Here is a 16,362-nt window from a genome sequence, read left to right on the forward strand (position 1 = left end):
AAATTTCGCGAGGAGTTGCGACTGAGTTAAAGATCAGTGGATGACACGGCTTATACCCTGCGAATTAACGCAGAATATATAACGGTTTAAGTATGGTGATGCTTTGAAACACCACTATCAATCGCTGCCTGAGCAACTGCTGCAGGGACACGCTCAATAAGTCTTGGATCGACGGGTTTTGGAATAATATATTCAGGACCAAATTCCAGATGATCCAGGCCATATGCATTTAATACTGATTTTGGAACAGGGTCTTTTGCAAGACTGCGAATTTCATTCACTGCAGCTATATGCATTTCCTGAGTGATTGTCGTCGCACCTGCATCTAATGCACCCCTGAATATATACGGGAATCCAAGTACATTATTCACCTGATTAGGATAATCACTACGTCCTGTTGCCATAATTAAATCATCACGAGTACTTTTCGCCAGAACAGGGTCTATCTCAGGTGTTGGATTAGACAAAGCAAAAACAATGGGATTAGGTGCCATCGCAAGAACCATTTCAGCTGTTAGCAGATTCGGCCCGGAGACCCCGATGAATACATCGGCATCCTGCATTGCATCTAACGCTGTTCTACGTTCTGTTTTAACAGCAAATTCAGCTTTATAAATATTAAGATCGTCACGACCAGTATGAATAACCCCATTTCGATCTAGCAAAATTAGATTTTCCTTACGTATACCTAAACCCTGCAGTAAACGCATTGATGCAATTCCTGCTGCACCAGCCCCCATGCACACAATACGGGCTTCTTCTATTTTTTTGCCCTGTAAATCCAGTGCATTAAGCAAACCAGCCGCAATGATAATAGCGGTTCCGTGCTGATCATCATGAAAAACAGGTATATCCAGCATACTATCTAAAGTACGCTCAATTTCGAAACATTCCGGTGCTTTTATATCTTCCAGATTAATACCACCGAATGTCGGCGCAATACGTGCAACCGTATCAATAAAATCTTTTGGCACATCTGCATTAACTTCAATATCAAACACATCTATATTTGAAAAACGCTTAAACAAAACGGCTTTACCTTCCATTACCGGTTTGCCCGCTAATGCGCCCACATTTCCCAGGCCAAGAACTGCGCTGCCATTTGTAATTACACCAACCAGATTACCTTTAGCAGTATAGTCATATGCCATTTCAGGATCATCAGCAATCGCCCTGACCGGCTCGGCTACACCCGGAGTATATGCCAGTGAAAGGTCATCTTGCGTATTACAGGGCTTGGTTATATCTGTCCCTATTTTTCCAGGTGATGGAAACTGGTGATAGTCCAGAGCGCGTTTTTTATCTTCTTCATTCATTATTTTTAAGCCAGGTTATTATCTTTTCAGTGTACCACTTTAATGGCATCCGGATGACGTAGCGTCATAATAAAACTTATTTTATTCTTATGTTGAGTATCTGATTTTTTGACGTGTAACCAGCCTCGAATCAACACTTTTTTAAATTCTAAATTATTCAACATATGTGCATTAAAATTCATTAAATCATTTTTATAAATTTTAACTTCAACACGGTCGTCGAGAAAAAGAGTAATACTATGGTTACTCTGCCAGACTCGCGTTACCTTCGCCTGCAACCGATGAAAGCCCCGACTGGATTTATTCAGTTGTGATGCCTGTTTTAACTGATACTGGGGAAGCTCCCAGATGCCTAACCCGAGATCTATAGCCTGCTTTTCCTGTTTTTTATAACAGTCACTCATCCTGTCATTAGGCGGTGTAGTAAAAGCAATGGCATGCCCGTGAGCGATCAACCAGGCCTGCATATTTTTACCATCAGGCAAAAACACATGAGCCAATGTGCGTTTATACCGGTCGAAACGCTGCGGCCCATAAGCCAGACTTACTCGATTATTTACCAGGCTCAGCTGCTTTTGTAATTCTGCTTTTGCACGCTCACCACCTAGCTTAATATCTTCACTGATGACGTTATGTTTACTAAAGACTTCAGGTGTATCGATACCCAGAAGTCTGATTTTCCGGCCATCTTCTAATTGCAGGGTATCACCATCATAAACGTAATTTACTCTGACCGATTCATCAATATGCTGAGGTGGGCAATTGCCTGCTAACGCATTAAAAATCGACACATAAAAAAAGGCGCTGACAATCAGCGCCTTTTTCAGCAAATTTAATTTAAGCTGCAAAGAATTACTTCTTGCCACCAAAACGTTTGCGGAATTTATCAATCTGACCGGCAGAATCTAAAATCTTCTGCTTACCAGTAAAGAAAGGGTGACATTGTGAGCATACTTCTATAGAAAGTGCGTCACTTTTGTAAGTAGAACGAGTGTCAAATTCATTGCCACAGCTGCACGTTACTTTAACATCATGATAATCTGGGTGTATATCTGGTCTCATTTTGAGATCCTCATAGCCTTGGTGCCGTAAAGAGCCGCGTATATTACTCGTTTAATGGCGAATCAGCAAGGGGTAATAGGGGTGTTTTTCTGCTAATATCTGAAATTAAATAATAAATTACAGTACAAGTAGTATTCTAGCTGCATTTTTGACAGCTTTCATAAGGGGTTAGCGTGTGAAATTTCTATTCAAATTGTTATTAAAGGCCGGTGTTACACTGGGCGTCATGTTCTTTGGTTATCAATACATACTGGGTGGTGGTGGAGTACTCAAAATTCCCGATATTTCAAGCATTACTGATAGCGCATCAAAAGGTGTCTCAGATATGGGCAATGCAGTAGTCGAAAAAGATGTAACGGTCTATCAATGGAAAGATGAGAAAGGCATTACTCACTTTGGTGCTAATCCGCCGATTGGTCAGGGCACATACGAAAAGAAAGAAATTCATGCCAATACAAACTTACTAAACGCATACAAATCACCGGAAGAAAAAGAAAAAACAGAACAAAAGTCACAGGTTACAAGAATTGGCAATATTTACTCACCTGACGGCGCTAAAAAACTAATGGACGACGTTAAGAACACTACCAGTAAAGCCAATGAACAGACAGAAGCACAACAAAAAATGCTTAATGATATATTAGGCAAGAAGTAGAGTCATCGCGTCACACGCTATAAATTAAGAAAATACATTTATCAGATCATTTAAAAACAGATAACCCTGCCTGGTGGCAACAAAGCCTCCAGGTTTTTTTTCTAATAAACCCTCAGCAATAGCCTGATTACATTTATCCTGTATCAGCGCAGCATTTAAACCCGTAGTCAGCTCAAATGTATCGATTTCAAATCCCTGCTTTAATCTTAGCGCATTTAGCATAAACTCAAAGACAGTCTGATCCTCACCTAAAACTTCCCGACCTGATGTTTTATTTTCTACACTAGCCTGCATGTAATCTGCTGGTTTTCTGCTTTGCCAGTATCGACTTATCTCACCCGTATCAGCACGGCTAATTTTCCCATGAGCACCTGCGCCCAGCGCCAGATAATCACCAAACTGCCAGTAATTTAAATTATGTGCACACTGCTGATTCTTTTTTGCATATGCAGAAATTTCATATTGCTTATAACCTGCACGCGATAATAGATCCTGCCCCTGTTGCTGCATTTCCCAGATATCATCATCTTCAGGAACAACAGGTGGATGACTATAAAAAAAAGTATTCGGCTCAATAGTGAGCTGATACCAGGAGACATGCTGAGGTGACAGGTCAATAGCCTGTTGCAAATCACCCAGACTCTGATGCAGACTCTGGCCAGGTAAACCAAACATTAAATCAATATTAATATTTTCAAAACCAGCCTTTCTGGCAACTGCAATTGCATTAACAGCCTCATCAGCATTATGGATCCGCCCAAGAGCCTGTAATTTTGCATCATCAAAACTTTGCACGCCAATCGACAGGCGATTAATACCAGCTTCAAAAAAACCATTAAACTTATTTTGTTCCACTGTACCCGGGTTCGCTTCCATGGTCACTTCCATATCAGGCAAACAATTCAAATGGCTACGCACAGTACTAAGTAATCGGTTAATCGATTCAGCAGAAAACAGGCTTGGGGTGCCTCCGCCAATAAAAACAGACACAATACGTCTTCCCCATATCTCTGGTAGTTGCTGTTCAAGATCGGAAATGAGTGAATTAATATATTCATCTTCTGGCAGGCCCGACTCATAAGTATGCGAATTGAAATCGCAATAAGGGCATTTTTTTACACACCAGGGAAGATGGATATATAATGATAAGGGCGGTAATACTGTAAAATTAGGCATCGTAGCATTTTACAACATATAACATAGGTATTTACAAATAATCATGATTGAAAGGCGCTACTTACTTCTTTACACTTATAAAGCTTTTATATACGTGTCAATTATTTCGGTTGTATATATATTTACGGCCGGATTATTCTCATCTTCAGACGTTGAGCCAACACCAGAAAGCGAGCCAGCTTATGTTTTCTCTTTAGCAACATTAAAAAACAATTCACACACTTATTTTAAAACTGAACAGCGCGAAATATTAGTAATAAAAACTGAAAAAAGTCACGCTGTATTCTGGGCTAACGATCCGATTTATGGCTGCAAGCTTAATGTAAATAATTTGACAATAAGACCCGTTTGCATCGATCTTGAATACGATTTAAATGGTCATGACAAAAAAACTGGACAGCAACTATCATCACCCGACTTCCACATTAACACTAACAATGAACTCATTATTGAGCGTTAGGGTATCTCTATTATTTCTTAGCCAAAACATAAATCAATAGAATGGCAGACACACCCGATATATCTACAATACATTATAACCTTAAAATACGAGTTGATTACTTATTAACCACCTTATAACTGGTAAATTTCTGTTCAACCATTTTTTTACCTTCATACCATATCTGAAAAACCCAGTCGCCTTCGACCATTTCATAATTTTCATTCATCGCATAACCATCAAACGCGAAAACTTCACCACGCTTAACTCTGCCTTTTATGAAGTATTCAGAACGGGTTGTCTTTGTTCCATCGGGCAACATAATTTCAGGGTGACCTAATACCCTCTTTAATTTTATAACTGATTTATTTATTGGCAAATTCGACAGCCTATACTGATAAGCAAAATATACATCCTTACGTATGGGCACATAATTAGTTTGCTCTACTTGCTGTATAACGGGTTTAGAAACAGCTTTTCCTGTTGTAGTAATTTTACTATCAACTATTCTACCGCCTCTCACCAGACCATAAACACCATATTGCAGTATTCGACCAGACGGATTAATTTTTTCCAGTGGTTTAATAACTGCAGTTTCTACCTGACCAGATCTAATTAACAAAACGGACAGGACGGTGAAAACAACAATAAATGTAACAGGCATTAAAGATTTCATCATCACTTCCTCATGATTTAAAATTCGATGAGCATAAGAACCTGCCCATCGAATTTTTAACAATAATAAATCAATAAACAATATCTATTTATTGAATAAATGCCTCATGGATCGTCATTAACATACGTGGATCCATATTGTCTTCACCATTAACTTCACCAAAGAAAGTTGCTATAGGTAAAGCACAACCTTCATTTCCTTCTCCAGCACCCCAGCCATCATTCGGGTTACCTGAACAGCTGCCAGTTGCGCCATCAACATGATCCAGGTCTATGCGATATTCTGCAACATAACCGCCGGGCACAAAACAGCGATTTGCAGGGTGTCCCGGGCCGGGAACACCATCATTATTTTTATCACAACCCGGGTTCATAGCTGACGCTGCAACCAGTAATGTTTCTACATCACAAACATTATCTGTAGACTCACCATTTGCAATCGCCTCTGCAGTTACATAATCACAACCTGGCCCTGACATACGATTAGTCCGTATACCGGCAATAACATTTACACCCGGATCAAGCGCAATCGTCCGTGTTGGGTGATCTTCACCAAATGGCACTATATCGATACGCTGACGAAATACGCTCGGATTACAACCGGCTTCACCTTTAACACATGCTTTTGATCGAACACGATTTGTAGCATATAAATTTCCACCCTCATCAAATGTAATCGCACGTAATGAGTCACGGCGATTAGGATCATTAAGATCAGCATCATGACCAAGAAAATCAATTACACGGATAACTTTCGCCACATTTTTACGCTTACCAAATTTAAACAGGTCATCGTCATCATATTCGTCATGCATTTTTTCACGATGATGTCCTTTTTTTACATCATCATCCGTACTGCCCTTGTTACAACCAACACCACAGCTTTCTTTTTCTACACCTGCTTTCCAGTCAATAACAAATACCGCTGAACCATGAAACATACTGACGAACATACCTTCATCAGTAAACGCTATTCCTGCCATACAGGTCCATCGCGGATCATCAGGTGCACTAAACTCATCTATCACTTCCAGCGTTTCCTGATCAACTACCAGCATTCGGCTATTTTGCGCTCGTGCTGTTGTTGAATACACCGGGGGGAAATATTTAAACGAATCATTACTACCGCCTAATGGATCATTGAAACCCGCTTCCTGATCAGAATTTACCGCATTAAAAAAATTCGCATCACACACATTCTGAATGATATTGCCATTAGGCATCATCTGAGATCCCAGTAAACGAGGCACTGTTCCAAAACGTGGATCGTCATCCATTGGTAGTTTAACGGTTCGTATAGGCGTGCCATCACGATGTAATTCAGTTAATGCATGCTGAGCAGCACTACTAATGAATGCGTGTCCATTCATTCCACCGGATAAAACACCGGTCGGTTTCCACGGACCAGGACATGCAACGCCTTCAGGGCAAACAGCTGAACCAGAATTTCCTGGATTAAAAGGAGTATTCACCGTGATACCACGTTTACCGGTAAATATATTCATTTCTACAACTCGGCCAGGACCATTTGCTGTTGCAAACGGAGCAAATACAGGGGGATTATTATTCATGGCATCCGCCATCATAAAGTTGGCCTCAAGACAAACAGGCAAACCCGCACTCCCGATATCATGTGCCGACACACCTCCTGAGATTAAAACACTGCTGATTACAGTCGTTATTTTTTTTATAAATTCTTTCATCATTTACTCCTATCAAACTAGTCAGGTTATCTATCTATAAACACAGGCAATCAGAATGACTCGAAATAAAAAAATTTTATGACCAGTTTTCATGACTACAGTAACTAGAGAAAATCAGTCTGACTTTTATTCATTTTTAAAAGCATTTAATCATTAGTTAATATAGATATTAAAAAATTAAAATATTTATGTGAAAAAATGAATAAACCGAAGACTTTTTACATCTACTATAGGTATATGATTAAAAGAAAATCGACAGTTAAAACTAAAATTGCAGCTTCTCGTGATCGACTTTATAGAGTGGCGCTGGCCTGGTGCGGAGATCAGATGCTGGCAGAAGACCTTATTCAGGAGACCATAGCTATTGGCATTGATAAAAGCCATCAGTTACGAAATGAAGACCAGTTATTTTCCTGGTTATATACCATTTTAAATAACAACTGGTATCGTCACTTAAGAAAAAATAAAAATCATGAAGATATCAGTGACCTTATCCCATCAGAAGATTCCGGCCCTTACACAACATGTCAGGAACTTCTTATCGTCAAACAGGTACAACAGGTTGTCGCAACATTACCGTCCGTTGAACGTCAGGTTATATCATTAGTCGATCTGGAAGAGTTTTCCTATAGCGATGTAGCGAAGGTTCTTGATATACCCATTGGCACTGTTATGAGCCGCTTACATCGAGCAAGAAAAAATCTTTTATTAAAAATGGATAGCACAGCCTGCGAGCCTGCAAAACCAACAAGCCATATACATAGAGTAAAGTAGTAATGAAACAAAACGAATATATAGATGATCATATTTTAGCTGCATTTGTAGATGGTGAACTTGATGCTGAAACTTGTGAGTCAATCGTCAATACGATGGATCATGATATTGAGGTTCGTGACCGAATTTATAATCTACGCCGCGCTAAAGATCTAATGAAACTAGGCTATGCTACAGCAACACCGATTTCAAAAACACAAAATAATATACATGTTTCATTCTGGAAAAAGTACGCCATGACAATCGCAGCTTCAGTCACGGCTTTAACTATAGGCCTTGGCACCGGCGCATTCGGATATTACCTTGGCCAGAACAATCAACCCTCAATTATTGCAGGCACAACTGCAAACCAACAAGATCCCGATAAAATTCTTTTACATATGAGCAATTCTAATAAAAAACATTTTTCTGCAACACTGGATTATGTCGAAAACTTTTTATACGAACATAATTCAAAAAACGGGCAGATAGCTGTAGTTGCAAATGCAGGCGGCCTCGATTTTGTTCGCGCTGGAATTTCGCCTTTTGAAAATCGCATTAAAAAAATAATAAATAAACACGACAATATTTATTTTATTGCCTGTGCCAATTCAATACGAATTTTGAAAAACAAAGGCATTCAACCGACTTTAATTAATAATGTGCGTGTAGAAAAACCCGCCATGGATCATATTATTGATTATGTACAGAAAGGATGGACTTATAAGAAAGTTAAATCACTGGTTAAGACGTAAGTTTTTCTTTTCATTATTACTTAATAACCTTATTAAGAAAATCGCAGGTAAACCTAACGCAGCCGTATAAAAGAAAAACGACACATAACCATGAGATTCAACAATACTTCCCGAAAAACCGCCTATAAACTTAGCTGGCAATAACATCAAAGAACTAAACAATGCATATTGCGTAGCCGTATATGCCTTATTTGTTAAGCCTGATAAATAGGCTATAAAAGCTGACCCGGCAATACCCGCACTTAAATTATCTGCGGCAATAACTAGAGAAAGAAATATTGTGTCAGGGGGATTCAAAGCCACAAGCACAAATAATAAATTAGTGACTACAACTAAAATAGCACCTATCATTAATACCGGTATAACTTTATATTTCACAACGAGTGCGCCACCAAATAAAGCACCTACAATCGTAACAATCGGGCCGATTGTTTTAGTTACTAAACCGATTTGTAAATCAGTATACCCAACATCTACATATAATGGATTGGCCATAATACCCATTGATATATCACTAATTCTAAATAAACCAATAAATAATAAAACAACTATTGCGAACTGACCATTTCGGTTAAAAAACTCAGTGAATGGACAAACAACTGCACCAATAACCCATGCATAAATTCCTTTCACCCTACTGGATAAATGCGTTGCATTTTCAAGAAATTCAACAACACGTTTCTCCTGTTTCCAGGTATCTTCAGAGACTTTTCTTTCGGGCTCAGAAATAATAATCGTTGTTACAACACCTATTACCATTATCATAGATAATACTGTGTATGCCATCGGCCACGAATAATAGTGCGCAATAAGAAAAGAGCCGCCACCAGCTAACAACATACCAAGACGATAACCCATTTGATATGTTCCAGACATAGCTCCTTGTGACTCAACTGGCATAGCTTCTATACGCCAGGCATCAATGGCAATATCCTGAGTTGCTGAGGAAAACGCAACTAATATTGCAGCCCAGACAAGCACACTCAATTGAGTATTTGGGTTACTGAAAGACATTGCAAGTAAACCCACAATCACACCGAACTGCGCAAGTAACATCCAGCTACGTCGTTGCCCTAATAATGAATTCAATATTGGTAGTCGAAGACGATCAACTAATGGAGACCATATAAATTTTAATCCGTATAACAAAGCGACCCAACTGATATAACCAATGGTGCTTTTATCAATTCCGCTCCGAGCCAACCATGCTGATAACGTGCCAAACACAAGCAACAAAGGAAGACCTGCTGAAAAGCCCAGAAATAACATAGCAATAACACGGGGATGCTTATATTTTAAAAATGCACTTGCCCATGAATTGTTTTTAATGTGTTGATCGTTTTTAATGATATTTATTCCAGTGTAAAATCATAATCAATCGTCAAAGGCGCATGATCGGAAAAACGCTCTTCTTTATATATAGAAGCCGCTTTAATTGTATTTTTTAATTTAGGCGTCACTATCTGATAGTCAATGCGCCACCCCGTATTATTAGCCCACGCCTGCCCCCGGTTACTCCACCAGGTATACTCATGCGCTTTCTGGTTAACCACACGAAACGCATCAACATAACCGACTTCATCTATCATTTTTGTAAACCACTCACGTTCTTCCGGTAAAAAACCCGAGTTCTGCTGATTACTGCGCCAGTTTTTAATGTCTATCTGTTTATGGGCAATATTCCAGTCACCACAAATAACAAACTCCCGACGCTTGCGCCTCAACTTATGCAAATAAGGCATAAAACGTTGCATAAAATCAAACTTTAGCGCCAGCCTCTCCTCAGATGATGAGCCTGAATGCATATATAAAGAGATCACGCTGATCTTATCAAACTCAACTTCTATATATCGTCCTTCCTGATCAACATCATGCATACCTATGCCCATATGAACTTTTTTGGGTTTTTTTCTGCAAAAAACGGCAACACCACTATAGCCTTTTTTCACCGCATCATGGTAATAGCAGTGATAACCCTGCGGGTGAAACACCTCATCTTCAAGCTGATGTACCTGTGCTTTTGTTTCCTGAATACAGACAACGTCAGCTTTCTGTTTCTTTAGCCAGTCAAAAAAACCTTTTCGCGCTGCGGCTCGAATTCCATTGGTGTTAACTGATATAATACGCATTTGTTACAACATTAATTAAATTGGCGAGCATTTTACATGCTGCTGGTTAAACAGGGTAGGTTATGAAAGATTATCAGAAAAACTTTATTGAACTGGCATTGCAGTATGATGTATTGAAGTTTGGCGAATTTAAACTGAAATCTGGGCGCAAGAGCCCCTACTTTTTTAATGCCGGTTTATTTAATACCGGTAAAGCCCTCGCTGAAATGGGGCGTTGTTATGCACAGGCTATTGTTGATAGTGGCATTCAGTACGATCTTTTATTTGGTCCTGCATACAAAGGAATCCCTCTAGTAGCGGTAACAGCGATGGCTTTACAAATTGATCACGGCCTGGATATCCCATACGCATTTAACCGTAAAGAAGCCAAAGATCACGGAGAAGGTGGCTCAATCGTCGGCTCCAAAATTGAAGGCAGAGTATTAGTTCTGGATGATGTTATTACTGCTGGCACGGCTATTCGTGAAGCAATAGATATTATTGACCATAATAACGGCACAGCTATCGGTGTATTGATTGCTCTGGATCGTCAGGAAAAGGGTACAGGCGAACTCTCTGCTGTGCAGGAATTGCACGATGAATACGGTCTGGAGGTGTTTAGCATTATAGGCATGAAACACCTGATTCAATACCTTAAGGATAAAGGAGATGAAGAAATGCTGGATGCAATGCAGTTTTATCGTACTGAATATGGGGTTGGTTAGTTACTGCTGTTAGTCAGAAGCAGACTTAAATCAGATTAAATTACTGGTGAATGTAAACGTTGTTGTGGATCACCTCCATCGGGGACAGACCGCCGCCTTTTGGCGCTCTGCCCCCTTAACCCATACCACCAGAAGCCGACAGCGTAGAAACCTGCTTCATGAAACTTACAACTATTAAAGCTCATCCAACAATAAGTTTTATACCTATCAGCAAGGTCACCACTTCGTAGGTCGTCTTAATCACTTTATTACCTTTAACAATTCCCACATGAGCACCAAAATACCCACCTATTAACGAACCAGCTATTAACGTAGGCACCCATATCCAGTAAATATCACCGAGAACACCCAGGGCCACCGCACCACTACCATTCCAGAAAATACCCACCAGTATCAAGGTATACGCAACAGCCGTTTTATAATCCAGGCCAAACCAGCGTACCAGCCACAGGGTAACAAACAGCCCGGTTCCCGAAGTCAGTGAACCATTCAGTACGCCCATACCAAAAAGAGCCAGACCACCGATTAACATACCTCGCCTGTGTCGATTTCTAATTTGCAGCGCCTGCCCTAACTCAGGGGACAGATATGAATACAATCCTAAGCCCATAGTTAAAAGTCCTAATGCCACCTCTGCCAACCGGCCAGGTATTTGCAATATGACACTTGCACCCAAAATGACACCCGGCAGGCCTGTGGCAAGAATATATAACGCAAATTTACGCTCTAAACGACTGGATTTAAGGTGACGAACAGTTGCCCCTACCCCCAAAGCAACACTTGCAACCTTATGAGTAGCCAGAGCCAGACCAAATGGAAGGCCCAGAAAAATCAATGCGGGTAATTGAATAAGACCAGCCCCTCCCCCTGCCAGAGCAGAGAAAAAATTAGCTAGAAGTGAAACAATAAAAAGAAGAAGTTGCTCTGAAAGGTCAATCATAAAACCCGATATTACACTTAAAACAAACTATTTTGTGCTAAATACCACCTGAATCCAGAAAAAATCTAAATTGTGTTTATACTTAAAGGCAGATGTGTCAGCTAGATATGTTTACATCCGAAAACTTAACGAAATAAGAATTAATGTTTATTATAAATACATGTTTTAAGAGACAGCTTTTAAATGGAATAATTGTCGGCTTTCTATTTACCCCATACGCTTATGCAGGTTTGAACAAGTGGGTAGATGAAGACGGGCAAGTTCATTACGGTGATCGTGTGCCTTCAAAATACCTGCGTAAAGAACACTCACTACTTAATGAGCAGGGGGTTACTTTACGTACATCCGAAGCCCATAAAACAGAAAAAGAGCAGACAGAATCACAAAAAAAGCAAAAGCTCGAAGCGGCTGAAAACAAAAAACGCCTGATTGCATCCCGAAAAAAGGCCCTGAGAGACCGTGTTCTGCTCGACACATTTACCACCGAAAACGATTTAATGATTGCACGTGATGCCCGACTTGATTCTATTGACTCACAAATATCTCTATCAGAAACTTTAATTAAGAATGATGAAACAAAATTATCCAACATAAAAGGACGTATTGATTCCATTGAAAAAACTGGTCGTGTTGCACCTGAAAATCTGCATAATGAAATTATTTCCGTTGGCCGCCAATTAGAAAACAATTACGCATTTATCGAAGACAAAAACAATGAACGTGAAGAACTTGTTGAAACTTTTAATCAGGACGTAAAACGCTTTCGCCAGTTACAGAAAGAAAAACGCGAAGCCAGAAAAAAATTGCTTGAACAACAATAATAATAAAACACTAACTGAGATCTAAATATTCGCAAACACTATTGCAGCTCCATTTCACCAATCACAAGCTGATTTCGCCCTTTAGCTTTCGCTTTATAAAGCGCTTTATCAGCCGCTTTAAACAAACTTAATGCAGTAGCATTTTCACCTGGGATTACGGATGCTATACCGATACTTACCGTAACGTTTTCACCTAAAGGGGAAGTTGCATGTGTTAATTCAGCTAGATGAAGTTGGTGCTGCATTTGCTTTGCCAATATAGACGCACCTTCTGTATTAATATTCGGCAGCATAACAACAAACTCTTCCCCACCTATACGCGCAATAATATCTGTTGAACGATGTAAACAGGATTTTAAAACCTGCGCAACGGTTTTAAGACACACATCACCTTCAGCATGTCCATATGTATCATTATAAAGTTTAAAATAATCTATATCGATTACCATTAATGTGAGAATTTTATGTTCACGCGACTCACGTTTCCACTCTACTTCCAGCTGCATTTCAAAGTATCGACGATTATGTAATTCGGTTAATGCATCTTCCAGCGTTAACGTTTCAAGTTTTTCATTTGCATTCTGTAACTGCTGATTTGATTCAGATAGCGTATCAACCATTTGCGAATTTTCATATTGCAACTTCATGCTTTGAGTTAGATTTATATCCATACGCCGTATAGAAGCAACAACACCAACCATATAAAGAAAAAACATACATAAAAGCACAATGCCGCGCTCTTCGAGTAATATAGATATATAAATCACATAAGGTATTGTTGAAATTATCTGAAAACTAAGCATGACGCGCTGCACCACGCCCAGTAACGGAATAGCTGCCGCACCCACACCAATAAGCACAATAAATATGAATACCTGACCTAAAGAGTCGAGGTAAGAGCCAACTACAAAACCACCAACACCCCAGCCAATACCCGCCATAACAGTAAAGACATAAAACCGGTTAAACCAGTGGCGATAATTTACAATAGTACCTGCCTTATACACTTTGCAAAATCGGCGTGTATTCCAGGTGCGCATGAGCGTGATAGAAACAAACACTATCCACCAGCTAAGACCTGCTACTACATTATGAGTTTCAAGCGAAAGATAAGCCATAATAGCCGAGGCCAATATTGAAATTACCCAGCTCTGCGTCTGATTTTGATAAAGCATCTTCACTTTTTCCTGAAACATCCATTTTTCTATTCCAGGTAAAGTTATATCTTTTTCTTTTCTATTATTTATTTTATTACTTCCCATAATTTTCTTTTAGTTTATTTTTTCAGCTCTTGCCAGACACCATACATCAACTCGTTTAACACCCTCCTTTTTAAGGGTTTTACTTAACTCGGATATACTGGATCCGGTGGTTACCACATCATCAAAGATAAGCACATGCTGATAGTTATTTCTATTAATAAATTCAAACGCATTTTTTATATTTAATGTTCGCTGATGCGCGTTTTTTCCTGTTTGATGTTCTGTATCTCGTACACGCACACATGAATTTAAATCTATAGGTAAATTTATTTTTTTTGCTATTGGTTTAATAATTAAATGTGACTGGTTAAAACCTCTCTGTTTTAAACGTCTGTTATGTAAAGGCATAGGAATAATGACATCCGGTCTCATTTCTTTATACAAACTCGGTGGCAGCCCTTCCTCCATTAACCTCGATAATAGAGGTGCAATGTTTAGCTTAGCATTAAACTTTAATTGCTGGATCATCCATTCGAGTGGTTGCGCATAAACAAATGCACTCCAGCACGAATCAAAAACCGGGGGTGATTTAGTGCATTGCCCACATATTTTGCTTTGAAAGCCTGATTCAGACGATTCAAACCCTAAAGGCTCAGCGCATATCTGACAGGCGGCCTTATTGAAGCGTAAATCAGCTACACAGGCCATGCATAACTGATTGGAAAGATGTAACCCCTGATCACTACCGCATAACTGACAACGTGGTGGGTATAAAAAATCCAGTATTTTTTTCATATATCCCTATTTCCTTATATATCCCTTTTAAGGCGTAAATCAGGTATCATATCGCCTTCTTGCAATATATAGATTTACATTCCATGACTCAAGCTAACACTATCTCAGACAATTCAGATATCCGCCACGACTGGTCGCTTCAGGAAATACAGGACCTGTTACAAAAGCCTTTTAATGATCTGTTATTTCAGGCGCATAGCCTGCATCGTCAGTTTCATGCACACAACGAAGTGCAAATCAGCAGCCTGTTAAGCATTAAAACTGGTGCCTGCCCGGAAGATTGTGGTTATTGCTCACAAAGCGCAAAACATAATACCGAGATCGAAAGAGAGCGCCTGCTGCCTTTAGATGAGGTTATTGAGAAAGCAAAAATAGCTAAATCAAATGGCTCCAGCCGTTTCTGCATGGGTGCTGCATGGCGCAACCCGACAGACAAAAACCTGGACAAGGTAATTGATATGATTACCGCAGTTAGAGGGGTTGGCATGGAAACCTGCGTCACACTGGGCATGCTGACAGACCAGCAAAGCCAGCGACTAAAAGATGCCGGTCTGGATTACTATAACCATAATCTGGATACCTCACCTGAGTTTTATGGCAATGTCATTACTACACGAACATTTCAGGATCGACTGGATACATTACAACATGTCCGTGATAAGGGCATCAATGTATGCAGTGGCGGCATTCTGGGTATGGGCGAGAAAGCAACAGATCGTGCCTCCATGTTACAGCAACTTGCAAATATGCCTCAGCATCCCGAAAGTGTACCCATTAATATGCTGGTACAGATTGAAGGCACGCCTCTTTTCGGCTCAGATGGCATAGACAGCATTGAGTTTGTACGCAGCATTGCCGCAGCCAGAATATTAATGCCTCAGTCACAGGTTCGTTTGTCTGCTGGCCGTCATGAAATGAGTGATGAAATGCAGGCAATGTGCTTCTTTGCCGGGGCTAACTCTATATTCTATGGTGACAAATTATTAACAACAGAAAACTGCGAGACCAATGATGACCTTGCTCTGTTTGGTCGATTAGGTATTAAACCCAGTGCTGCAGATCAAAGCGAACTGCTTAAAGCAGAAGCCTGCCACTCTTAATACACTATTGAAAATATGAACGCTCTTTTCTCTTTTAATCATTTTCATAACCCGATCGTCAGCTAAAGCTAACTCCTGCATGTGTTGTTGAATACAGGAGCGAGCTTTGGCTCGCGATTGGGTTACAGTGAAGAACG

18 protein-coding genes are annotated in these 16,362 nt (G+C 39.8%); 7 read left to right on the forward strand and 11 right to left on the reverse strand.

All coding sequences use genetic code 11. The annotated features are described in order from the left end of the window. Positions 1–86: 86 nt before the first annotated feature. The 3 genes from DIZ80_09505 to rpmE are packed head-to-tail and all read right to left on the reverse strand — an operon-like array spanning position 87 to position 2,378. Positions 87–1,316, reverse strand: a complete 1,230-nt coding sequence (locus DIZ80_09505) for a malate dehydrogenase (GenBank protein ID RDH82512.1) — start codon at positions 1,314–1,316, stop codon at positions 87–89. Between the two features lie 26 nt (positions 1,317–1,342). Beyond that, complete coding sequence (locus DIZ80_09510; protein ID RDH82513.1) at positions 1,343–2,221, reverse strand: hypothetical protein; 879 nt, start codon at positions 2,219–2,221, stop codon at positions 1,343–1,345. Further along, positions 2,169–2,378, reverse strand: coding sequence for a 50S ribosomal protein L31 (gene rpmE / locus DIZ80_09515; GenBank protein RDH82514.1), 210 nt, complete (start codon positions 2,376–2,378; stop codon positions 2,169–2,171). The genes DIZ80_09510 and rpmE overlap by 53 nt, the downstream gene beginning before the upstream one ends. Positions 2,379–2,553: 175 nt before the next feature. Here rpmE and DIZ80_09520 point away from each other — a divergent pair, with 175 nt between their 5' ends. Further along, entirely contained in the window at positions 2,554–3,033 is a 480-nt protein-coding gene (locus DIZ80_09520) for a hypothetical protein (protein RDH82515.1), read from the forward strand. Between the two features lie 24 nt (positions 3,034–3,057). Here DIZ80_09520 and DIZ80_09525 read toward each other — a convergent pair whose 3' ends face one another. Next, on the reverse strand, positions 3,058–4,209 hold the full coding sequence (locus DIZ80_09525; GenBank protein ID RDH82516.1) for a hypothetical protein: 1,152 nt from the start codon (positions 4,207–4,209) through the stop codon (positions 3,058–3,060). 43 nt (positions 4,210–4,252) lie between these two features. On the opposite strand from DIZ80_09525, the gene DIZ80_09530 reads away from it, so the two are divergent. Next, positions 4,253–4,669, forward strand: coding sequence for a hypothetical protein (locus tag DIZ80_09530; protein RDH82517.1), 417 nt, complete (start codon positions 4,253–4,255; stop codon positions 4,667–4,669). Positions 4,670–4,766: 97 nt separating this feature from the next. On the opposite strand, the gene DIZ80_09535 is transcribed toward DIZ80_09530, so the two are convergent. Continuing rightward, positions 4,767–5,405 (reverse strand): hypothetical protein, encoded by a 639-nt coding sequence (locus tag DIZ80_09535; protein RDH82518.1) that lies wholly within the window; start codon positions 5,403–5,405, stop codon positions 4,767–4,769. 7 nt (positions 5,406–5,412) lie between these two features. Beyond that, positions 5,413–7,026, reverse strand: a complete 1,614-nt coding sequence (locus DIZ80_09540; protein ID RDH82519.1) for a hypothetical protein — start codon at positions 7,024–7,026, stop codon at positions 5,413–5,415. Between the two features lie 198 nt (positions 7,027–7,224). Here DIZ80_09540 and DIZ80_09545 point away from each other — a divergent pair, with 198 nt between their 5' ends. Together DIZ80_09545 and DIZ80_09550 are read left to right on the forward strand one after the other, a co-directional pair. Further along, entirely contained in the window at positions 7,225–7,800 is a 576-nt protein-coding gene (locus tag DIZ80_09545) for an RNA polymerase subunit sigma-24 (protein RDH82520.1), read from the forward strand. A gap of 2 nt (positions 7,801–7,802) precedes the next feature. Further along, complete coding sequence (locus DIZ80_09550; GenBank protein RDH82521.1) at positions 7,803–8,534, forward strand: hypothetical protein; 732 nt, start codon at positions 7,803–7,805, stop codon at positions 8,532–8,534. Here the strand turns inward: DIZ80_09550 and DIZ80_09555 are convergent. After that, positions 8,517–9,803 (reverse strand): AmpG family muropeptide MFS transporter, encoded by a 1,287-nt coding sequence (locus DIZ80_09555; GenBank protein RDH82522.1) that lies wholly within the window; start codon positions 9,801–9,803, stop codon positions 8,517–8,519. The genes DIZ80_09550 and DIZ80_09555 overlap by 18 nt on opposite strands. Before the next feature lie 83 nt (positions 9,804–9,886). Continuing rightward, positions 9,887–10,663, reverse strand: a complete 777-nt coding sequence (gene xth / locus DIZ80_09560; protein ID RDH82523.1) for an exodeoxyribonuclease III — start codon at positions 10,661–10,663, stop codon at positions 9,887–9,889. Positions 10,664–10,725: 62 nt separating this feature from the next. Here xth and DIZ80_09565 point away from each other — a divergent pair, with 62 nt between their 5' ends. Next, positions 10,726–11,367, forward strand: coding sequence for an orotate phosphoribosyltransferase (locus DIZ80_09565; GenBank protein ID RDH82524.1), 642 nt, complete (start codon positions 10,726–10,728; stop codon positions 11,365–11,367). A 181-nt stretch (positions 11,368–11,548) separates the two neighbouring features. Here DIZ80_09565 and DIZ80_09570 read toward each other — a convergent pair whose 3' ends face one another. After that, positions 11,549–12,307 (reverse strand): permease, encoded by a 759-nt coding sequence (locus DIZ80_09570; GenBank protein ID RDH82525.1) that lies wholly within the window; start codon positions 12,305–12,307, stop codon positions 11,549–11,551. A 143-nt stretch (positions 12,308–12,450) separates the two neighbouring features. Between DIZ80_09570 and DIZ80_09575 the strand changes: the two genes are divergently transcribed. Next, complete coding sequence (locus DIZ80_09575; protein ID RDH82526.1) at positions 12,451–13,128, forward strand: hypothetical protein; 678 nt, start codon at positions 12,451–12,453, stop codon at positions 13,126–13,128. A 38-nt stretch (positions 13,129–13,166) separates the two neighbouring features. Here DIZ80_09575 and DIZ80_09580 read toward each other — a convergent pair whose 3' ends face one another. Together DIZ80_09580 and DIZ80_09585 are read right to left on the reverse strand one after the other, a co-directional pair. Further along, positions 13,167–14,390 carry a hypothetical protein gene (locus DIZ80_09580; GenBank protein ID RDH82527.1) on the reverse strand — a complete coding sequence of 408 codons (1,224 nt, stop codon included), beginning with the start codon at positions 14,388–14,390 and terminating at the stop codon, positions 13,167–13,169. Between the two features lie 9 nt (positions 14,391–14,399). After that, positions 14,400–15,125 carry a phosphoribosyltransferase gene (locus DIZ80_09585; GenBank protein RDH82528.1) on the reverse strand — a complete coding sequence of 242 codons (726 nt, stop codon included), beginning with the start codon at positions 15,123–15,125 and terminating at the stop codon, positions 14,400–14,402. 83 nt (positions 15,126–15,208) lie between these two features. Here DIZ80_09585 and bioB point away from each other — a divergent pair, with 83 nt between their 5' ends. Further along, entirely contained in the window at positions 15,209–16,225 is a 1,017-nt protein-coding gene (gene bioB, locus DIZ80_09590) for a biotin synthase BioB (protein ID RDH82529.1), read from the forward strand. Positions 16,226–16,362: the final 137 nt, after the last annotated feature.

Origin of the sequence: endosymbiont of Galathealinum brachiosum (assembly GCA_003349885.1) — a bacterium.
Lineage (GTDB): Bacteria > Pseudomonadota > Gammaproteobacteria > SZUA-229 > SZUA-229 > SZUA-229.